The 19,027-nt window shown below is 62.6% G+C and carries 16 protein-coding genes; 12 read left to right on the plus strand and 4 right to left on the minus strand.

Translation table 11 applies throughout. The features are described 5' to 3' along the window. The first annotated feature begins 47 nt into the window (after positions 1–47). Positions 48–761, plus strand: a complete 714-nt coding sequence (locus tag ACZ0AI_RS16575) for a methyl-accepting chemotaxis protein (protein WP_463565958.1) — start codon at positions 48–50, stop codon at positions 759–761. Positions 762–817: 56 nt separating this feature from the next. Further along, positions 818–3,181, plus strand: coding sequence for a penicillin acylase family protein (locus tag ACZ0AI_RS16580; RefSeq protein ID WP_463562814.1), 2,364 nt, complete (start codon positions 818–820; stop codon positions 3,179–3,181). A 77-nt stretch (positions 3,182–3,258) separates the two neighbouring features. Here ACZ0AI_RS16580 and rpmG read toward each other — a convergent pair whose 3' ends face one another. Both rpmG and rpmB read right to left on the minus strand, forming a co-directional pair. Then, positions 3,259–3,414, minus strand: a complete 156-nt coding sequence (gene rpmG, locus ACZ0AI_RS16585) for a 50S ribosomal protein L33 (RefSeq protein WP_079203857.1) — start codon at positions 3,412–3,414, stop codon at positions 3,259–3,261. Between the two features lie 9 nt (positions 3,415–3,423). Next, positions 3,424–3,660 (minus strand): 50S ribosomal protein L28, encoded by a 237-nt coding sequence (gene rpmB, locus ACZ0AI_RS16590; RefSeq protein ID WP_225837198.1) that lies wholly within the window; start codon positions 3,658–3,660, stop codon positions 3,424–3,426. 381 nt (positions 3,661–4,041) lie between these two features. On the opposite strand from rpmB, the gene ACZ0AI_RS16595 reads away from it, so the two are divergent. Together ACZ0AI_RS16595 and ACZ0AI_RS16600 are read left to right on the plus strand one after the other, a co-directional pair. Continuing rightward, entirely contained in the window at positions 4,042–5,619 is a 1,578-nt protein-coding gene (locus tag ACZ0AI_RS16595) for an ABC transporter substrate-binding protein (RefSeq protein ID WP_463562815.1), read from the plus strand. Between the two features lie 122 nt (positions 5,620–5,741). After that, a complete protein-coding gene (locus ACZ0AI_RS16600; protein WP_463562816.1) occupies positions 5,742–7,106 on the plus strand; it encodes an esterase-like activity of phytase family protein in 1,365 nt (454 codons plus the stop codon). Between the two features lie 19 nt (positions 7,107–7,125). Here the strand turns inward: ACZ0AI_RS16600 and radC are convergent, their stop codons facing one another. Beyond that, positions 7,126–7,800: a RadC family protein gene (gene radC / locus ACZ0AI_RS16605; protein ID WP_463562817.1), complete on the minus strand. Its 675-nt coding sequence runs from the start codon at positions 7,798–7,800 to the stop codon at positions 7,126–7,128. A gap of 175 nt (positions 7,801–7,975) precedes the next feature. On the opposite strand from radC, the gene coaBC reads away from it, so the two are divergent. The 4 genes from coaBC (at position 7,976) to argB (ending at position 13,203) form a co-directional block, all read left to right on the plus strand. Further along, the gene (coaBC, locus tag ACZ0AI_RS16610) at positions 7,976–9,184 is read left to right on the plus strand and encodes a bifunctional phosphopantothenoylcysteine decarboxylase/phosphopantothenate--cysteine ligase CoaBC (protein WP_463562818.1); all 1,209 of its coding nucleotides are present in this window, start codon (positions 7,976–7,978) and stop codon (positions 9,182–9,184) included. 31 nt (positions 9,185–9,215) lie between these two features. Continuing rightward, positions 9,216–9,671, plus strand: coding sequence for a dUTP diphosphatase (dut, locus tag ACZ0AI_RS16615; protein ID WP_463562819.1), 456 nt, complete (start codon positions 9,216–9,218; stop codon positions 9,669–9,671). Between the two features lie 1,210 nt (positions 9,672–10,881). Then, entirely contained in the window at positions 10,882–12,273 is a 1,392-nt protein-coding gene (gene algC / locus ACZ0AI_RS16620) for a phosphomannomutase/phosphoglucomutase (RefSeq protein WP_463565959.1), read from the plus strand. A 24-nt stretch (positions 12,274–12,297) separates the two neighbouring features. Further along, the gene (argB, locus tag ACZ0AI_RS16625; protein WP_463562820.1) at positions 12,298–13,203 is read left to right on the plus strand and encodes an acetylglutamate kinase; all 906 of its coding nucleotides are present in this window, start codon (positions 12,298–12,300) and stop codon (positions 13,201–13,203) included. 228 nt (positions 13,204–13,431) lie between these two features. On the opposite strand, the gene ACZ0AI_RS16630 is transcribed toward argB, so the two are convergent. Further along, positions 13,432–14,529 carry a TRAP transporter substrate-binding protein gene (locus ACZ0AI_RS16630; protein ID WP_463562821.1) on the minus strand — a complete coding sequence of 366 codons (1,098 nt, stop codon included), beginning with the start codon at positions 14,527–14,529 and terminating at the stop codon, positions 13,432–13,434. Between the two features lie 274 nt (positions 14,530–14,803). On the opposite strand from ACZ0AI_RS16630, the gene ACZ0AI_RS16635 reads away from it, so the two are divergent. The 4 genes from ACZ0AI_RS16635 to yihA all read left to right on the plus strand — a co-directional run bounded on the left by ACZ0AI_RS16635 (position 14,804) and on the right by yihA (position 18,511). Further along, positions 14,804–15,349 (plus strand): TRAP transporter small permease subunit, encoded by a 546-nt coding sequence (locus ACZ0AI_RS16635; RefSeq protein ID WP_463562822.1) that lies wholly within the window; start codon positions 14,804–14,806, stop codon positions 15,347–15,349. Next, the gene (locus ACZ0AI_RS16640) at positions 15,342–16,718 is read left to right on the plus strand and encodes a TRAP transporter large permease (RefSeq protein WP_463562823.1); all 1,377 of its coding nucleotides are present in this window, start codon (positions 15,342–15,344) and stop codon (positions 16,716–16,718) included. Before ACZ0AI_RS16635 ends, ACZ0AI_RS16640 begins: the two co-directional genes overlap by 8 nt. Positions 16,719–16,887: 169 nt before the next feature. Beyond that, positions 16,888–17,784, plus strand: coding sequence for a D-hexose-6-phosphate mutarotase (locus ACZ0AI_RS16645; protein ID WP_463562824.1), 897 nt, complete (start codon positions 16,888–16,890; stop codon positions 17,782–17,784). An 85-nt stretch (positions 17,785–17,869) separates the two neighbouring features. Next, positions 17,870–18,511 (plus strand): ribosome biogenesis GTP-binding protein YihA/YsxC, encoded by a 642-nt coding sequence (gene yihA, locus ACZ0AI_RS16650; RefSeq protein WP_463562825.1) that lies wholly within the window; start codon positions 17,870–17,872, stop codon positions 18,509–18,511. The last annotated feature ends 516 nt before the right edge of the window (positions 18,512–19,027 follow it).

The raw sequence follows: 19,027 nt of genomic DNA on the forward strand, positions 1-19,027 counted from the left end.
AGGATCTGCTCAGCGCTACGGCACAGATGGGTGGCGCCATCGAGCAGATGACCCTGGCCGTGGGCGAAGTGTCCAACAGCGCTGAACAAGCTGCCCAGACCGCACGCCTGGCCGATCGCGATGCCGCAGCGGGCGCCTCGGCGATCACCGATACACAGAGCGAGATCCAGAGCCTGGCCCGGCAGATCGATGGCAGCAGCAGCGTGGTTCAGGAACTGGCCGAGGAAGCCAGAGCCATCGACAAGGTGCTGGAGGTGATTCGCTCGGTGGCCGAGCAGACCAACCTGCTGGCCCTCAACGCCGCCATCGAAGCCGCCCGCGCTGGCGAGCAGGGCCGCGGCTTCGCGGTAGTGGCCGATGAAGTGCGCCAATTGGCGCAACGTACCCAGCAGGCCACCGGCGAGATCCAGGGCATGATCGCCCGCCTGCAACAGGGCTCCACGAACGCGGTGAATGCGATGGCCGAAAGCCACGCCGGCGTGGCCCGCTGCGTCGGCCACACCCAGCGCACCGTGGCCCTGCTGGACAACGTGCACCGCTCCATCGAGGCGATTAAGGCGATTGGCGTTTCCACCCGCGAGCAGCTGGCGGCTACCGCCGAAGTGGCACGGCTGATCGAACAGGTGCGCCAGGTGGCCGGAGAGACGGCGCGCGACGCCGGCGAGGTGGCCGGCGACAGTCAGCGGCTGGCCTCGCTGGCCGAGCACCTGAATGGTCTTTGTGACCAGTTTCACGTCAGCCAGAACCGCGTGACGTCCTAGTTGCGGCCGGCGCCGATTGCTCGCAGCATGAGCGCCCTCGTAACAAGGATGTGAGCATGAAACGCCTCTTTATCACCCTGGCTGCACTCATGCTGGCAGTGACTGGCGCAGGAGCCTGGTACCTGCACAGCAAGCAGCCACTGCGTGACGGCCAACTGACGCTGCAGCGCTTGAGCGCGCCGGTCGAGGTGCGCTACGACGAGCGCGGCGTGCCGCATATCGAGGCGCAGAACGAGTCCGACCTGTACCGCACTCTGGGCTTCGTGCAGGCTCAGGATCGTCTGTTCCAGATGGAAATGCTGCGCCGCTTGGCACGCGGCGAACTGGCGGAAATTCTCGGCGCCAAACTGCTGCCCACCGACCGCCTGTTCCGTAGCCTGGAAATCCGCACAAGGGCCGACCAGCAGGCCGCCCTGCTGGATGCCGACAGCCCCCACGCCAAGGCACTCGCAGCCTATCTCGATGGCATCAACCAATATCAGGACAGCCGCCCGGCGCCCTTGGAGTTCGACCTGCTGGGCATCGAGAAGCGCCCTTTCACGGCCGCCGACACCCTGTCCATAGCCGGTTACCTGGCCTACAGCTTCGCCGCGGCGCTGCGCAGCGAGCCGCTGCTGACCCATATTCGCGACAGGCTAGGCAGCGACTACCTGACTATCTTCGATCTCGACTGGCACCCCGAAGGCGTGATCGACGCCTCCCTCGGGAAAAACGATTGGCAGATGCTCGACCGCCTCGCCCAGCTCAGCCAGCAGGCCCTGATCGACAGCGGTCTGCCGCAGTTCGAGGGCAGCAATGCCTGGGCGGTATCGGGCTCGCGCACCGCCAGCGGCAAGCCCCTGCTGGCCGGCGATCCGCACATTCGCTTCTCCGCACCGTCGGTATGGTACGAGGCGCACCTCAAGTACCCGGGCTTCGAGTTGTACGGCCATCACCAGCCGGCGACCCCGGTGGCGTTTCTCGGCCACAACCGCGACTTCGCCTGGAGCCTGACCATGTTCCAGAACGACGACATGGATCTGATCGCCGAACGGGTCAACCCGGACAATCCCGGGCAGGTCTGGTACCAGGGCCACTGGGTCGATCTGCAGCGTCGCCAGGAGACCATTCAGGTCAAGGACGCCGAGCCGGTAACCCTGGAGCTGCGCCGCTCCCCTCACGGCCCGATCATCAACGATGCCCTGGGCGACGCCAACGGCACGACACCGATCGCCATGTGGTGGGCCTTTCTGGAAACCGAAAACCCGCTGCTCGATGCTTTCTACCGCCTGAACCGTGCCGACACCCTGGAAAAAGGCCGCGCCGCTGCAGAGCGTATCCACGCTCCAGGTCTGAACCTGGTCTGGGCCAACGCCAGCGGTGACATCGCCTGGTGGGCCGCGGCGAAACTGCCTGAACGACCTGTCGGGGTGAATCCGGCGTTCATTCTCGACGGCGGCAGCAACGCGGCAGACAAACCCGGCTTCCACCCCTTCAGCGCCAATCCTCAGGAGGAGAACCCGGCGCGCGGCTATATCGTTTCAGCCAACTTCCAGCCGCTGTCGACCAGTGGCCTGAAGATTCCCGGCTACTACAACCCGCCGGAACGCGGCCAGCGCCTGAATCGGCACCTGGCCGACCCGGCTATACGCTGGGATCTGCACAACAGCCAGGCCCTGCAGCTGGAGACCGGCACCGATTACGGTCCGCGGCTGCTGGTACCGATCCTCGACGACTTGCGCGCAGCGGCGGCGGACGAGCCCGAGCAGGAACTGGTCAAAACCCTGGCCACCTGGACGGGCGATCATCCGCTGGATTCAGTGGCCGCCACTCTGTTCAACCAGTTCATCTTCGAGCTGAGCCGCGTAGTCATGGCCGAGAGGCTGGGCCAGGCGTCCTTCGAACAGTTGCTATCGACGCGCATGATCGACAGTGCGTTGCCGCGCCTCACCGCAGACCCGCAATCGCCCTGGTGGGCACCCCGCAGCCGTGCAAACGCAGTGGCCGAGGCCTGGCGCGCGACCCTGCAGCACCTGCGCGCGACCCTCGGCGAGAATCCCGAGCAATGGCACTGGGGGCCGGCGCACACGCTCACCCATCAGCATCCGCTCGGCGTGCAATGGCCACTGAACACGCTACTCAACGTCGGCCCACTGGCAGCGCCTGGTGGTCATGAAACACCGAACAACCTGTCGCACCGCATCGCCAGCGCACCCTGGGAGGTGGGCCACGGCCCCTCCACACGACGCCTGATCGATATGGCCGATGCCAGCCGCAGCCTGGGCATCAACCCGCTCGGCCAGAGCGGCGTGCCGTTCGACCGCCACTACCACGATCAGGCGCAGCGCTTCATCGATGGCGCATACGTGCCACAGCACCTGAGCACCGCGGATGTCATCGCCAACACCCGTAGCACGCTGACCTTGCAGCCGGCCCCCTGACAGGCTGCCGAGGTGAATCGCGGGCATGAAAAAGCCCGCCATGAGGCGGGCTTTTCAACAACAGGGTCGCCGATCAATTACTTGATCTTGGCTTCCTTGTAGTTCACGTGCTTACGTACGACAGGATCGAATTTCTTGATTTCGAGCTTGTCGGGGGTGGTGCGTTTGTTCTTGTCGGTGGTGTAGAAGTGGCCGGTACCGGCACTGGACACCAAACGGATCAGTTCGCGCATGATAGCTCCTTAAACCTTTTCGCCACGAGCACGAAGCTCGGCCAGGACAACGTCAATACCACGTTTGTCGATGATGCGCATACCTTTAGCAGTAAGGCGCAGACGCACGAAGCGATTCTCAGTCTCGACCCAGAAGCGATGATGCTGCAGGTTCGGCAGGAAACGACGACGGGTTTTATTGTTAGCGTGGGAAATGTTATTCCCGCTTACCGGACGCTTACCGGTAACTTGACAGACTCTCGACATACCTCAGCCCTCTAAAACCACATGCCCAACCCGGCATGGGTTGGCCGCTTAATCTCTGTTTTTCGGCGCTGGGCGCCGCGTTTCTTCAGGGTCTTACCGGTGATAGATAGCAATCAAGCAACCGGGCCCCTAGAAAAGAGCGCTGCTTTATACCAGAAAGACCTTGGTGCAACAAGCATGAACACACGCTAAAACGCAGTTCATCTGCGCTTTAGCCCGGCCCTGCGGGCGTGCCCAGCAACGACCATTGGTCGCCAGGATACGTTGTCCCCCTCCGACTTATCGCTTAGTGTCTGTTCACGCGTCAACGCGACCCACCCCAGTCAGCGTTTTCCATTCGACGGCCCGCCGGATGCGCGCCGCCCCGTTCAGGAGTTCACCATGCGTCTCGCCCTTTTGCCGCTACTCATCGCCCCGCTGTTCGCCCAGGCCGCCACCCTCAGCGTCTGTACCGAAGCCAGCCCGGACGGGTTCGACGTGGTGCAGTACAACTCCCTGACCACCACCAACGCCTCGGCCGACGTGCTGATGAACCGCCTGGTCGATTTCGATGCCGCCAGCGGCAAGCTGGTACCGAGCCTGGCCAGCAAATGGGAGGTTTCCCAGGACGGCCTCGCCTACACCTTTACCCTGCGCCCCGACGTGCAGTTCCACCGCACCGACTACTTCAAGCCCAGCCGCCCACTGGAAGCCGACGACGTGCTGTTCAGCTTCCAGCGCATGCTCGACCCTGCCCAGCCTTGGCATAAGGTGGCCACCAGCGGCTATCCCCATGCCCAATCCATGCAATGGCCTGAGCTGGTCAAGGCGGTCGAGAAAGTCGATGCCCATCAGGTACGCATCACCCTCAACAAACCGGACGCGACCTTCCTCGCCACCCTGAGCATGGGCTTCGCCTCCATCTACTCGGCCGAATACGCGGATCAGTTGTTCAAGGCCGAGACGCCCGAGAAGCTCAACAGCCAGCCCATCGGCACCGGGCCTTTCGTGTTCAGGCGCTTCCAGAAGGACGCCGCCGTCCGCTATGTCGCCAACGCGGACTACTTCGCCGGCAAGCCGAACGTCGACGCGCTGGTGTTTGCCATCACCCCGGATGCCAACGTGCGCCTGCAGAAGCTGCGCCGCGGTGAATGCCATATCGCCCTGTCGCCCAAGCCGCTGGACGTCGAGGCCGCCGCCAAGGACGCCAACCTCAGCAGCGTGAAAACCGCGGCCTTCATGACCGCCTTCGTCGGCATCAACAGCCAGCACCCACCACTGGACAAGCCCGCCGTGCGCCAGGCCATCAACCTGGCGTTCGACAAAACTAGCTACCTGAAAGCGGTATTCGAGAACAGTGCAGAGCCCGCCAACGGCCCTTACCCGCCCAACACCTGGGGCTACGCCAGTGAACTGCCGGGCTACGCCCATGATCCGCAGAAAGCCCGTGAACTGTTGAAAGAAGCCGGGCTGGCCGACGGTTTCAGTACCACCATCTGGACGCGCCCGTCGGGCAGCCTGCTCAACCCCAACCCCAGCCTGGGCGCACAACTGCTGCAGGCCGACCTAGCCAAGGTCGGCATCAAGGCCGAAATCCGCGTGATTGAGTGGGGCGAACTGATCCGCCGCGCCAAAGCGGGCGAGCACGACTTGCTGTTCATGGGCTGGGCCGGCGACAACGGTGACCCGGACAACTTCCTGACCCCACAATTTTCCTGCGCCTCGGTGGAGTCCGGCCTGAACTTCGCCCGTTACTGCGACGCCAAGCTCGACAAGCTGATCGCCGACGGCAAGGCGATCAGCGATCAGGCAAAACGCGCTGCGCTATATAAAGATGCTCAGGCGATCATCCAGCAGCAGGCGCTGTGGCTGCCTCTGGCGCACCCAACGGCCTACGCCCTCATCCGCAAGGATGTCGAGGGCTACAGCGTCAGCCCGTTCGGCCGCCAGGACTTCTCCAAGGTCAGCGTGAAGCCCTGAAACCCCGCGCCCTGTCTGCTGCCTGCCCGCTCTAGCTGCGTGCAGGTGGCAGGTAGTTGTCACAGCCATGACACACGCCTGCCCCACCCTGTCCGTTCTCTACAGACGGGGATCGTTCGGCCATGCGCTTCAATGCCAGTGTTTGCAAACTGCTAGCCACCACGCTCTGCTGCGTGCCGCTCATCGCCCATGGGCAGAACACAGCCAGCGCCTACCCGGCGATACTGGCGGGCCACGCCGTGCTGCCGGCGGCCAGTTTCGTGACCCCACCGGCGGATGCACCGGCCGATTTCGCGGTCAGCGGCAAATTCTCCAATGGCCAGCGCAGCGAAAAAATCGGCAGCGTGGAAGGCATGTCGGCCAATCGCCCCACGGGCATGTCGCTGCCCTTCCAAGGTCAGCCGCTGCAGGGCCATTCCGGCATCAAGCACATGCCTGATGGCAGTTTCTGGGTGCTGACCGACAATGGCTTTGGCACCAAGGCCAACTCCGCCGACGCGATGCTCTACCTCAACCACTACGACGTCGACTTCCAGTCAGGCGAACTCAAGCGGCTGGCGACGGTATTTCTCAGCGACCCGGACAAGAAGGTACCGTTTCGAATCGTTCATGAGGGCTCGAAAGCGCGCTACCTGTCAGGCGCCGACTTTGACCCCGAGAGTTTCCAGTTCGCGGGTGACGCCATCTGGATCGGTGACGAGTTCGGGCCGTATGTGATCAAGACCGACCTGCAGGGCCGGGTGCAGAAGGTGTTCGACGTGGAGGTAGCGGGCAAACCGGTGCGCTCGCCCGACAACCCCGCGGTCAAGCTGCCTGGCTGGCCTGCCGAGCCGATGAATGTCGAGGTGCGTCGTTCCAAGGGCCTGGAAGGCATGGCGGCCTCCAGCGACGGCAGCAAGCTCTATGCACTGCTCGAAGGCCCCTTGTGGGACGCAGCCAGCAACGGCGCCGAACAACAGGATGGCAAGAGCGTGCTGCGTATGGTCGAATTCGATGTGCAGCGCGAGGCCTGGACGGGTCGCCACTGGCTGTACCCCCTGGAGCAGCCCGGCCACGCCATCGGCGACTTCAATATGATCGATGCTGCCAGCGGGCTGATCATCGAACGCGACAATGGCGAAGGCACACCCGACAAGGCCTGCCCTGCAGGTGAGACGGGCAGCACCTGTTTCTCCGATCTCGCCCGCTTCAAGCGCGTCTACAAAGTGGCGTTCGACAACAGCAACCTTGGCCAATCCGTGCGCAAGGTCGGCTACATCGACCTGCTCGCCATCCAGGATCCACAAGGCCTGGCGCGCAAGCCGCTGAACGACGGCGTGCTGACCTTCCCGTTCTTCACCATAGAGAACGTCGACATCGTCGATGACACGCACATCGTTGTCGGCAACGATAACAACCTGCCGTTCTCCAGCAGCCGCGAGCCCAACCAGGCCGATGACAACGAACTGGTTCTGCTCGAGGTGGGCGAACTGCTGCGCGCTCAATGATCGGCGATGGCCGCGCCGGCTACATCCAGCCGTGCTCGGCCATCGACAACGGCTCGCCATCGCCGACGATGAAATGGTCGAGGATGCGGACTTCGACCAAGGCCAGCGCCTCCTTCAATCGCTGGGTCAGCACTTTGTCGGCCTGGCTCGGCTCCGCGACGCCTGACGGATGATTGTGCGTGAGGATCAGCGCGGCGGCGTTGTGCGCCAGGGCGCGCTTGACCACCTGGCGCGGGTAAACGCTGGCGCTGTCGATGGAGCCCTGGAACAGCGCCTCGAACGCCAGCACGCGATGCTTGGCATCGAGAAACAGGCAGCCGAACACTTCATGGGGTTCGTGACGCAGCAGCGCCTTGAGGTAATCGCGCACGGCCTGGGGGCTTTCCAGCGCTGAGTCACGGCGCAGTTGCTCGGCCAAATGTCGTCGAGCCATTTCCAGCACCGCCTGCAACTGGGCGAACTTGGCCGGGCCAAGCCCAAGACGCTGCGTGAAGGACGGCAGGTCGGCCTGCAGCAGCGCGCGCAGGCTGCCGAAGTCGGCGAGCAGATGGCGCGACAGATCCACCGCACTCTGCCCCGCTACACCGGTGCGCAGGAAGATCGCCAGCAACTCGGCGTCGGTCAGGCTCGCCGCGCCCTGGGCCAGCAACTTCTCCCGCGGGCGCTCTGCCGCGGGCCACTCACGAATACTCATAAGACACTCCTTGTCCATCCACTTGATTAGCGTGTGCCGTCGGCGATTCGCTCGCCGCGCGCGCCGCTGCTCCCCTGCTGCCGCTGTGCTATCGTAGCCCGGTTTTTCGCGTGGTGCCGGGCCTGGGGAGGATCGGTCATCTGCGTCTGTAACTACACACGACAAAGGCAGAGTTATGCAGCGGCTGTATCGCAAACGCATCATCCTCGGCGTGGGTGGCGGCATCGCGGCGTACAAGAGCGCCGAGCTGGTACGCCGACTCAAGGATCAGGGCGCCGAAGTGCGCGTGGTCATGACTAAGGGCGGTCGCGAGTTCATCACGCCGCTGACCCTGCAGGCGCTATCCGGTCACCCGGTGCATCAGGATCTGCTCGACCCGGCGGCCGAAGCCGCCATGGGCCATATCGAACTGGCGCGCTGGGCCGACCTGGTATTGATCGCGCCGGCGACCGCCGATCTTATGGCGCGCCTGGCACAGGGCGTGGCCGATGACCTGCTGACCACACTGGTACTCGCCACCGATGCCCCCGTAGCCCTGGCGCCCGCAATGAACCAGGCGATGTGGCGCGACCCGGCAACTCAAGCCAATACCGAGTTGCTGCGCGCCCGCGGTCTGCGCCTGTTTGGCCCGGCATCCGGCAGCCAGGCCTGTGGCGACGTCGGCCTGGGGCGCATGCTCGAGGCCGATGACCTGGCGCACCTAGCTGCCGACTGCTTCGAGCATCTCGCGCTGACCGGCAAGCACGTGCTGATTACCGCCGGGCCGACCCAGGAAAACATCGACCCGGTGCGTTACATCACCAACCACAGCTCCGGCAAGATGGGCTTCACCCTCGCCGAGGCTGCGGTGGAAGCCGGTGCCAAGGTCACCCTGATCAGCGGCCCGGTGCACCTGGCGACGCCGGATCGGGTCAACCGCATCGACGTGGTCAGTGCCCGTGACATGCTCGCCGCCTGCGAAGCGGCTATGCCCTGTGACATCCTCATCGCCGCAGCCGCGGTCGCCGACTACCGCCCGGAAGTTGTCGCCCAGCACAAATTGAAGAAAGACCCCAACAGCGGTGACGGCCTGCTGTTGCAGATGGTGCGCAACCCGGACATTCTCGCCACCCTGGCGCACCGTGACGATCGCCCCTTCAGCGTCGGTTTCGCCGCCGAAACCGAGAATCTGCTGGAGTACGCCTCGCGCAAGCTCAAGGACAAGAACCTCGATCTGATCGTCGCCAACGACGTGGCCAACCCCAGCATCGGTTTCAACAGTGAAGACAACGCGATCACCATCATCGATCGCGAGCTACAGCAGAGCAGCTTCGCGCAGACCAGCAAGGGCAAGATCGCCCGACAACTGGTGAGTTTCATCGCCGCGCACCAACCGAAACCCTGACATTCACCAGCACGGAAACCTTGATCGCCCCATGCACGCCCTACAAGCCAAGATTCTCGACCCCCGCCTCGGTAACGACTTCCCCATGCCGGCTTATGCCACGCCGGGTTCGGCAGGCCTCGATCTACGTGCCATGCTCAAGGAAGACCTGATCCTGGAGCCGGGTCAGACCGTATTGATCCCCACCGGCCTGGCCATCCATGTTGCCGACCCGGGTCTGGCGGCGCTGATCCTGCCGCGTTCGGGCCTGGGCCACAAACACGGCATCGTGCTCGGCAATCTGGTCGGCCTGATCGACTCCGACTACCAGGGTGAACTGATGGTGTCGTGCTGGAACCGCGGCAACAGCGCCTTCAAGATGGCGATTGGCGAGCGCATCGCTCAGCTGGTGCTGGTGCCCGTCGTCCAAGCTCGTTTCGAAGTGGTCGAGGAATTCGACGACAGCGAGCGCGGCACCGGTGGTTTCGGCCACTCCGGCAGCCACTGAAACAGACCCAATCGCCAGGAGACGTCTGATGAAAGGCTTCAAACGCGCGCCCAAGGAAGAACGCTCCGGCGATTCGCAAGACAACTCCCGGCCCAAGCAGAAGGCCAGTGCCGACCTGCTACCCGGCGCCTTGGCAGCCGCCCTGGGCGTGGTACTTGCTGGCGCGCTGCTGTGGATCACCGCAGTCAGCCCCGCCCAGCAATTGCAGCAGCAACAACTCACCCAGGCCTGGGGCAACAGCCAGGCGGCCAGCCTGCAGCAGGCGCTCAAGCAGCTCAGCGCCGACACTATCGCAGCCGCACGCAACCCGGCGCTGTCGCAAGCACTGCTGAGCGGTGACGAGCAGCAACTGCGCAGCGCCGAAAACGGCCTGCGCTACTGGAGCGGCGTGGCCGATGCCCAGCTCAATCTCACCGGCCAGGCTGTGCCGGACAGCAGCCGCACAGCGCCGATGAACTTCGCCGCACTGGACATGCTGCGTCGTCTCGAAGGTGGTCAGGCACCGGCAGTGGAAGCCTACCGGGTCGACGATCGCTGGCTGGCCTATAGCGTCGCTCCTGTCCGTCAGGACGATGCCCAACCTATGCTCGGCACCCTGCTGCTGGCCGTCGATATCAATCGCGTGCTCGCCAACCTGCCGCCGCTACCGGCCGATGTCGGGCAGATCCAACTGGTGCAACGCTTCGATGGCGGCGCCCCGCAGGTTCTCATCCAGCGCGGCCAGGCCGATGGCAACGCCCAGGCGTTCGCGACCGGTAACCCACACTGGACGTTGAACTTCACACCGGCCTCCAGCCTGGGGGCGAACGGGATGTCGCCGACGCTGCTGGCACTTGCACTGCTGGTCGCGCTGGCCGGTGCTCTGGTGGGGCTCTACCTGGTCAACCGGCGCCTGCAGCAGCGCCTGGACAGCGACACTTCGCAATTGACCCAGCTGGTTAAAGAACTCTCCGCGGGCAAAGCCGTCAAAGCCTTCAGCTTGAGCCTGCCCGCCCTGCATGACCTGGCGCAAAGCCTGAGCCGACTCCCACGTCGCGCCCAGGAGTCCGTGGCCGTACGCCCGGACGTTATCGTCAGTCAGCAACCCAGTAGTAGCGTCGCGGCCAAGCCGGCGGATCTCCTAAATCCGCTGTTTCAAGACACCGATATCCTCGATATCGACATTCTCGACGACGACCAGGATCTCCTGGGACTGGAGCAGACCCCGATCATGACCGCGCCGCAAGCCCCGAAACTTCCAGCAGATATCTTCCGTGCCTATGACATTCGCGGCGTGGTGGGCGCCGGCCTGACCCCGGAAACCGCCTATTGGATTGGCCGCGCCATCGGCTCCCAGAGTCTGGCCGAGGGCGAGCCCAACGTGTCCGTTGGCCGCGACGGTCGCCTGTCAGGCCCGACGCTCGTGCAGCAACTGATCCAAGGCCTGGTCGACAGCGGTTGCCAGGTCAGCGACGTCGGCATGGTGCCGACGCCCGTGGTGTATTACGCCGGTCACGTGCTGGCCGGCAAATCCGCGGTGATGCTCACTGGTAGCCACAACCCGCCAGACTACAACGGTTTCAAGATCGTCATCGCTGGCGACACCCTGGCCAACGAGCAGATTCAGGCACTCAAGACACGCATCGACACCAATAACCTGGTCAGCGGTGAAGGCAGCGTCGAGGCTATCGACCTGCTGCCACGCTACCTGGAACAAATCCGCAGCGATATCGCCATGGCCAAGCCCCTGCGCGTGGTGGTCGACTGTGGCAACGGCGCTGCAGGGGTGATCGCCCCGCAGTTAATCGAAGCCCTGGGTTGCAAGGTGATCCCACTGTTTTGCGATGTCGACGGCAACTTCCCCAACCATCACCCGGATCCAGGCAAGCCCGAGAACCTGGTCGACCTGATCGCCAAGGTCAAGGAAGAGAACGCAGACCTCGGCCTGGCCTTCGACGGTGATGGCGACCGCGTTGGTGTGGTCACCAACACCGGTTCTATCGTCTACGCAGATCGCCTGTTGATGCTGTTCGCCAAGGATGTGGTCTCCCGCAATCCGGGCGCCGACATTATCTTCGACGTCAAGTGCACCCGCCGCCTGACTCCGCTGATCAGCGGCTACGGTGGCCGTCCGGTGATGTGGAAGACCGGCCACTCGCTGATCAAGAAAAAGATGAAGGAAACCGGCGCCCTGCTGGCCGGCGAAATGAGCGGCCATGTGTTCTTCAAGGAGCGCTGGTACGGTTTCGACGACGGCATCTATGCAGCCGCCCGCCTGCTGGAAATTCTCAGCCAGGACAAGCGCACCGCCGAGCAGGTGTTCGCCGCGTTCCCCAATGACGTGTCCACACCAGAAATCAACATCCAGGTCACCGAACAGACCAAGTTCCCCATCGTCGAGCGCCTGCAGCGTGAAGGCCAGTGGGGCGAAGGCAGTGTGACCAACCTCGATGGTGTGCGCGTCGACTACCCGAAAGGTTGGGGCCTGGTGCGTGCGTCCAATACCACGCCGGTTCTGGTGCTGCGCTTCGAAGCGGAGAACCAGGCTGAGCTGGAGCGGATTCAGGAACTGTTCCGCACGCAGATGCACCTCGTCGCGCCCGATGTCAAATTACCGTTCTGATCCGCCCAGCACTGGAGCCCCCGCATGACCCTAGAGCGTGATGCCGCCACCAACGTCGCCAAGGTTCTGTCCGAAGCACTGCCGTACATTCGCCGCTTCGTTGGCAAGACCCTGGTGATCAAATACGGCGGCAACGCCATGGAAAGCGACGAGCTGAAGACGGGCTTCGCCCGTGACATCGTGCTGATGAAAGCAGTGGGCATCAACCCGGTGGTAGTGCACGGCGGCGGCCCGCAGATCGGTGATCTGCTCAAGCGTCTGTCCATCGAAAGCCACTTTATCGATGGCATGCGCGTGACCGATGCGCAAACCATGGACGTGGTAGAGATGGTGCTCGGCGGCCAGGTCAACAAGGACATCGTCAACCTGATCAACCGTCATGGTGGCAGCGCCATCGGCCTGACCGGTAAAGACGCCGAGCTGATCCGCGCCAAGAAGCTCACCGTCAGCCGCCAGACTCCGGAAATGACCCAACCGGAAATCATCGACATCGGCCACGTTGGCGAAGTTACCGGGGTCAACACCGAGCTGCTGAACATGCTGGTACGCGGTAACTTCATCCCGGTGATCGCGCCGATCGGCGTGGGCCCGGAGGGCGAGTCCTACAACATCAACGCCGACCTGGTAGCCGGCAAGGTCGCCGAGGCGCTGAAGGCCGAGAAGCTGATGCTGCTGACCAATATCGCCGGTCTGCTGGACAAGCAGGGCCAGTTGCTGACCGGCATGACCACCGAACAGGTCGACAGCCTGATCGCCGACGGCACCATCTACGGCGGCATGCTGCCGAAAATTCGCTGCGCGCTGGAAGCAGTACAAGGCGGCGTGACCACTGCACACATCGTCGACGGTCGCGTGCCAAACGCCGTGCTGCTGGAAATCTTCACCGACACCGGTGTCGGCACCCTGATCAGCAACCGCAAGCGTCACTGATCGCGCTCCGTAAAACAAAAACGCCGGCTTCGCAGCCGGCGTTCTTGTTTCCGTAGGGTGGGTTAGGTGCCTGTCGGAAATCGGCAGGCGCACAAGCTTCATGCGGCACCGTAACCCACCATGGGTGAAACACCGATTATCGCCTGGTGGGTTACGCGCCGCACCGAGAGATCAGGCGTTTGCAATTACCTGGTACGGCGTCGCTAGCCCACCCTACGGGTGCACCACTCAACGAATCGCGTAGATATCCTTCTCGTTGGCTTCGGCGTACTCGTACAGGCGCGCCAGATAGGCCTTCTGCTGCTCCCAGACCTTTTGCGCGGCGGGATCGGCGGCGGCGGTCGCATCGACCACTCCGGCTGACACTTCCTTGAGCTTGCTCAGCACGTCGTCCGGTAGGCGGCGCACGTCGACGCCCTCCTTCTTCAGCTGCTCCATCGCCTCCATGTTCTTGGCGTTGTAGTCGTCGAGCATGTCGGCGTTGACGTCACGGGCAGCGGCACGAACGATGGCCTGCAGGTCGGCCGGCAGGGTTTCCCAGGCCTTGATGTTGATATCCAGTTCGAAGGTGACGTTCGGCTCCTGCCAACCCGGCGTGTAGTAGTACTTGGCCGCCTTGTGCAGGCCGAGAGCCTGGTCGTTGTATGGGCCGATCCACTCGGTGGCGTCGATGGCACCGGTCTGCAGCGCGGTGAAGATCTCACCCGCGGGCATGTTGACCACCGTACCGCCGACCTTGGTCAACACTTCACCGCCGAGGCCAGGAGTACGCATTTTCAGACCTTTGAGGTCGTCGACCGTATTGATTTCCTTGTTGAACCAGCCAGCGGTCTGCACGCCAGTAGCACCGCACGCCATCGGCAGTACGCCGTAGGGCTTGTAGACCTCTTCCCACAACTGCATGCCGCCGCCGTAGTGCAGCCAGGCATTCATTTCCTGGGCATTGGGGCCGAATGGCAGTGCGCAGAAAAATTGCGCAGCGGGTACTTTGCCTTTCCAGTAGTAAGGCGCGCCGTGGCCCATTTCGGCAGTGCCGCGCGAGACTGCGTCGAACACCTCGAGGGCCGGCACCAGCTCACCGGCGGCGTAGACCTTGACCTTCAAACGGCCATTGCTCATCTGATCGACCAGCTTGGCGAAGCGTTCTGCACCGACACCCACACCCGGGAAGTTCTTTGGCCAGGAGGTGACCATTTTCCAGGCGAAGGTCTTGGCCTCGGCGGCCGGTTGCGACGAGTTGGCCGTACCCGCTTCCTCCTTGCAGCCAACCAATGCACCCGCGGCAATGCCGACACCTGCAGCAGCCAGTATTTGGCGACGTTTCATAAGTAAGCTCCTTGTTGTTGTTTTAATAGTTGTAGCGAAGCGATTGCAGAGCACAATAATACTTTTCTAGAAGGCTATCCTGCGTTTAAACGGCAGCGACACACAGGGTTCCGCTCCTGCTCCAACGCTGCCTGAACATGAGCACATTAGAGGCAAGCCGCCATCAGGTATAGCAAACATGACTAAAGTCGTATCGCCATTGCTGTTTTAACTGGTAACTGCCTAGAATCAGCCGCTTTTTGCCTTCTCTATTTCATAACTATAAGGACGCCCTATGTCCAGCACGCCTTCACTTCCCCTCGGCATTGCCCACGTCATTGATACCGTCAATCAATACCTTGGCAAAACCTGTTCATGGCTGACACTTTTTCTGGTGCTCGGTACAACCATCGTTGTGATCCTACGTTATGGCTTCGGCATCGGCGCAACCGCTCTGCAAGAGGCGGTGCTCTATGGCCATGCGCTGGTATTCATGGGCGCCGCAGCCTGGACCATGCAGCGCAATGCACACGTGCGAGTGGACATTTTCTATCAACAGTTCAGCGGTCGGCGCCAGGCTCTGGTCGAGATTATGGGCAACGTGCTGTTTCTGCTGCCGGTCTGCCTGTTCCTCGGCTGGGCAAGCTGGGACTATGTCGGCAACGCATGGGCGACTTATGAAGGCTCCAGTGAATCGGGAGGGCTGAAATTCGTTTACCTGCAGAAGAGCATCATCTTGTTGCTGGTGGCCAGCCTGACGCTGCAAGGCATCTCCAACCTAATCAAAGCGCTCTACGTCATCACCGGTCGCCTGCCTGCTGCGGAGGTGAAACATGGCTGAGTTAATGGCAATCCTGCTGTTCGCCAGCATCTGCGTAGCGCTGATGGCCGGCTACCCGGTGGCCTTCACCCTCGGTGGCGTGTCGTTGCTGTTCGCTGGTATCGGCATCCTTACCGGCAGCTTCGACCCAGGTTACCTGAGCGCTCTGCCCAATCGCCTGTTCGGCATCATGAACAACCAGACCATGCTGGCGGTGCCGCTCTTCGTGTTCATGGGCGTGATGTTGGAACGCTCACGCGTGGCCGAAGACCTGCTCGAGTCGATGTCGCGCCTATTCGGCACCCTGCGCGGTGGCTTGGCGATTTCGGTCTGCGTGGTGGGTGCTCTACTCGCGGCCAGCACCGGTATCGTGGGTGCGACCGTGGTGACCATGGGCCTGCTGGCGTTGCCGACGATGCTGCGCCGCGGCTATGACCCGGCCATCTCCACCGGTACGCTGGCCGCCACCGGTACGCTGGGACAAATCATTCCACCATCGATCGTACTGGTACTGCTCGGTGACGTGATGTCCAGCGCCTACCAGCAGGCGCAACTGAAGATGGGCATCTTCTCGCCCAAAACGGTTTCGGTTGGTGACCTGTTCGTCGGCGCCCTGCTGCCGGGCCTGCTGCTGGTCGGTCTGTACATTGTGTACATCATTGTCGTGGCGATACTGCAGCCGAAAAAACTGCCGGCGCTATCCAAGGAAGAGCTCGGTGACGTCGAATGGGGCAAGTTGCTGAAAGCGCTGGTGCCGCCACTGGTGCTGATCGGCGCGGTACTCGGCTCGATTCTAGCTGGCTACGCAACCCCGACCGAAGCCGCTGCGCTCGGCGCAGTCGGTGCCATGCTACTGGCGCTGTTCAAGGGCAAGCTGAATTTCGGACAACTGCGTGACGTGGCCTACGGCACGACCGAGATCAGCGCCATGGTGTTCATGATCCTGATCGGCGCCTCGCTGTTCTCGCTGGTGTTCCGCGGCTTTGGTGGCGAAGCGTTGATCGAGGACGTATTCGCCCAATTGCCGGGGGGCGTACTCGGCGCGTTTTTCCTGGTCATGCTGGTGATCTTCCTGCTCGGGTTCATTCTCGACTTCATCGAAATCACCTTCGTGGTGGTTCCGATCGTCGGCCCCGTGCTGCTGGCCATGGGTCTGGATCCGGTCTGGCTGGGCGTAATGATCGCACTCAACCTGCAGACATCTTTCCTGACCCCTCCCTTCGGATTCGCCTTGTTCTATCTGCGCGGCGTGACACCACCCAGCATACCGACCAGTACCATTTACAAGGGTGTGGTGCCGTTCATTCTGATCCAACTGCTGCTGCTGGTGATCGCTTATATATTCCCCGGTCTTATTACCTGGCTACCCGAGCAGGTATACGGTTCCTGAAGGGCAGCAAGCGATTCAACTTCTGCGTTGCCTAGGTAGTGCAGACAGTAACGCCCGTCTCGACGGGCGTTTTTCATGGCGGCGCGCGAACCCCGAGGCCACGCCGTGGCCCAACAGGCAACGTCTACCAGGCTGTTGAAAAGCCACCTGCTACAGGAGCAGCATTTTAATGAGCACCACCAACGAACGTATCCAGCTCGGCGAGCTGGTCTGCTGGCGCATCCACCACGCCGGCGCCGAACTGCTGGTGAGCGAGCAAGGCGCACAGATCCTGCGTTATCAGCCAGCCAGCGGGCAGCCGCTCATCTGGTTGAGCGATGAGGCCACCTATGAGCCCGGGCAGAGCGTGCGCGGCGGGGTTCCGGTGTGCTGGCCCTGGTTCGGCGACCTGCAGCGCAATCCCGACGCGATACGGGCCGGCCATACGCGTCCTGAAAACGCCCCCGCACACGGCCTGGTGCGTAGCTGCGACTGGCAGCTGATCGGCCTGAACACCGAGGAAGATGGCGTGACGCTGTCGTTCGCCTTCGACACGGCTGCACAGCCGTTCGCAGAGTGGCCGTTCGCCGCCGAGCTGCAACTCGACATCCATCTCGGCGAACGCCTCAGACTGACCCTGACCACACGTAACCTCGGCGATACCGAGCTGCCAATCAGCCAGGCGCTGCATAGCTACTTCGCGGTCAGCGACATCCGCCAGGTGAAGGTCGAAGGCCTAGATGCCTGCCGCTACGTCGACACCCTGGACGGCTGGAAGAAAGTCCGCCAAAAAGGTGCGCTGACCTTCAGCGGCGAGACCGACCGCATCTACCTCGACACACCGGCGCAACTGAGTATCGTCGACCCGCTGTGGAAGCGGCGCATTCTCATGCGCAGCGAAGGCTCAGGCTCCGCGGTGGTGTGGAATCCCTGGATCGCCAAGGCCAAACGCCTGTCGCAGTTCGCCGATGACGCCTGGCAGGGCATGCTCTGTATCGAGCACGCCAATGTGCTGGACGACGCCCTGATTCTCGCCCCGGACGCCGAGTACAAACTCGAAGTGACGCTCTGGTCGCAAGCACTCTGAGACAGCGCGGCAGTCAGCCCGTACGCGTCAGCGGGGCTCCAGCCTGATAGACTGCCGCGATGCACGCCCTCCACCGGATACCCCGATGCAAGCAAAGAACCCTGCAATCGGCTTGTGTCAGCAAGCCACCTTTCAGATCAGCGCCGCCAAGGTCGACCAATGCCCGGACGACCAAGGCTACGAAGTGGCTTTCGCCGGGCGTTCCAACGCCGGCAAATCCAGCGCGCTGAACACCCTGACCCACGCCAGCCTGGCGCGCACCTCGAAAACGCCAGGGCGCACCCAGTTGCTCAACTTCTTCCGCCTGGATGAAGAGCGCCGCCTGGTCGACCTGCCCGGCTATGGCTACGCCAAGGTGCCAATCCCGCTGAAACTGCACTGGCAGAAGCACCTCGAGGCCTACCTCAGCAGCCGTGAAAGCCTGCGTGGCCTGATGCTGATGATGGACATTCGTCATCCGCTCACCGAGTTCGACCGCATGATGCTCGACTGGTCCGGTGCTAGCGGCATGCCCATGCACATCCTCCTGACCAAGGCTGACAAACTGGCTTTCGGTGCGGCGAAAACCGCACTGCTCAAGGTTCAGCAGGATATTCGCAAGGGCTGGGGCGACCATGTGAGCATCCAGCTGTTCTCGGCGCCCAAGCGCATTGGCGTGGAAGACGCACAGACCGTTCTGGGCCACTGGCTGGGCCTGATGGGCGAAGAGCAAGAGCCGGAGGAGTAACCTCCGCCCTGCTGCCCAACGCCGGGCATGTACAGTGCTTGCAAGCGCTTCCCTGGGTTTCGCTGCGCTCAACACCAAGCTACGAACGCCCCGCCTACGCGGGGCGTTTTGCATTGTGGGGCAGGTAAGCAAAACCCCGTAGCCCGCGGTTGAGCGCAGCGATACCCGGGGGAATTATCGACAGCCGCAGAGTGCTTGCGAGCGCCCCGAGGTTTCGCTTCGCTCACCGCCAGGCTACGAATCTCGGGCCACAGTGTTTTTGTACCGGCAGGAATTTGCGCCTGGGTCATCAGGGTCTACGCTGCTGGGAGGGAATCGAGGGGTTGAAGCTGCCTGGCACTTTTCTGCAGGCAAAAAAAACCCCGAACTTCATATGGGGAGGGAGAAGATCGGGGTTTAAGGGTCTGAACCGCTAGGGCGGGGCTCAGATGTCTGCCAACACTTAACACAACAAAGGAGCATCGAAAGGCTTTATGGGCCATTCACAAACTCTGACCGGGTGGACAGAAGTAAAGT

It is taken from the genome of Pseudomonas sp. AC355, assembly GCF_979258205.1.

What these genes read in the sequence shown, in the direction of transcription:
- ACZ0AI_RS16575 (WP_463565958.1), top strand. Translation starts at nt 48, where the DNA reads ATGACCCTGGCCGTGGGCGAAGTGTCCAACAGCGCTGAACAAGCTGCC.
- ACZ0AI_RS16580 (WP_463562814.1), top strand. Translation starts at nt 818, where the DNA reads ATGAAACGCCTCTTTATCACCCTGGCTGCACTCATGCTGGCAGTGACT.
- rpmG (WP_079203857.1), bottom strand. Translation starts at nt 3,414, where the DNA reads ATGCGCGAACTGATCCGTTTGGTGTCCAGTGCCGGTACCGGCCACTTC.
- rpmB (WP_225837198.1), bottom strand. Translation starts at nt 3,660, where the DNA reads ATGTCGAGAGTCTGTCAAGTTACCGGTAAGCGTCCGGTAAGCGGGAAT.
- ACZ0AI_RS16595 (WP_463562815.1), top strand. Translation starts at nt 4,042, where the DNA reads ATGCGTCTCGCCCTTTTGCCGCTACTCATCGCCCCGCTGTTCGCCCAG.
- ACZ0AI_RS16600 (WP_463562816.1), top strand. Translation starts at nt 5,742, where the DNA reads ATGCGCTTCAATGCCAGTGTTTGCAAACTGCTAGCCACCACGCTCTGC.
- radC (WP_463562817.1), bottom strand. Translation starts at nt 7,800, where the DNA reads ATGAGTATTCGTGAGTGGCCCGCGGCAGAGCGCCCGCGGGAGAAGTTG.
- coaBC (WP_463562818.1), top strand. Translation starts at nt 7,976, where the DNA reads ATGCAGCGGCTGTATCGCAAACGCATCATCCTCGGCGTGGGTGGCGGC.
- dut (WP_463562819.1), top strand. Translation starts at nt 9,216, where the DNA reads ATGCACGCCCTACAAGCCAAGATTCTCGACCCCCGCCTCGGTAACGAC.
- algC (WP_463565959.1), top strand. Translation starts at nt 10,882, where the DNA reads ATGACCGCGCCGCAAGCCCCGAAACTTCCAGCAGATATCTTCCGTGCC.
- argB (WP_463562820.1), top strand. Translation starts at nt 12,298, where the DNA reads ATGACCCTAGAGCGTGATGCCGCCACCAACGTCGCCAAGGTTCTGTCC.
- ACZ0AI_RS16630 (WP_463562821.1), bottom strand. Translation starts at nt 14,529, where the DNA reads ATGAAACGTCGCCAAATACTGGCTGCTGCAGGTGTCGGCATTGCCGCG.
- ACZ0AI_RS16635 (WP_463562822.1), top strand. Translation starts at nt 14,804, where the DNA reads ATGTCCAGCACGCCTTCACTTCCCCTCGGCATTGCCCACGTCATTGAT.
- ACZ0AI_RS16640 (WP_463562823.1), top strand. Translation starts at nt 15,342, where the DNA reads ATGGCTGAGTTAATGGCAATCCTGCTGTTCGCCAGCATCTGCGTAGCG.
- ACZ0AI_RS16645 (WP_463562824.1), top strand. Translation starts at nt 16,888, where the DNA reads ATGAGCACCACCAACGAACGTATCCAGCTCGGCGAGCTGGTCTGCTGG.
- yihA (WP_463562825.1), top strand. Translation starts at nt 17,870, where the DNA reads ATGCAAGCAAAGAACCCTGCAATCGGCTTGTGTCAGCAAGCCACCTTT.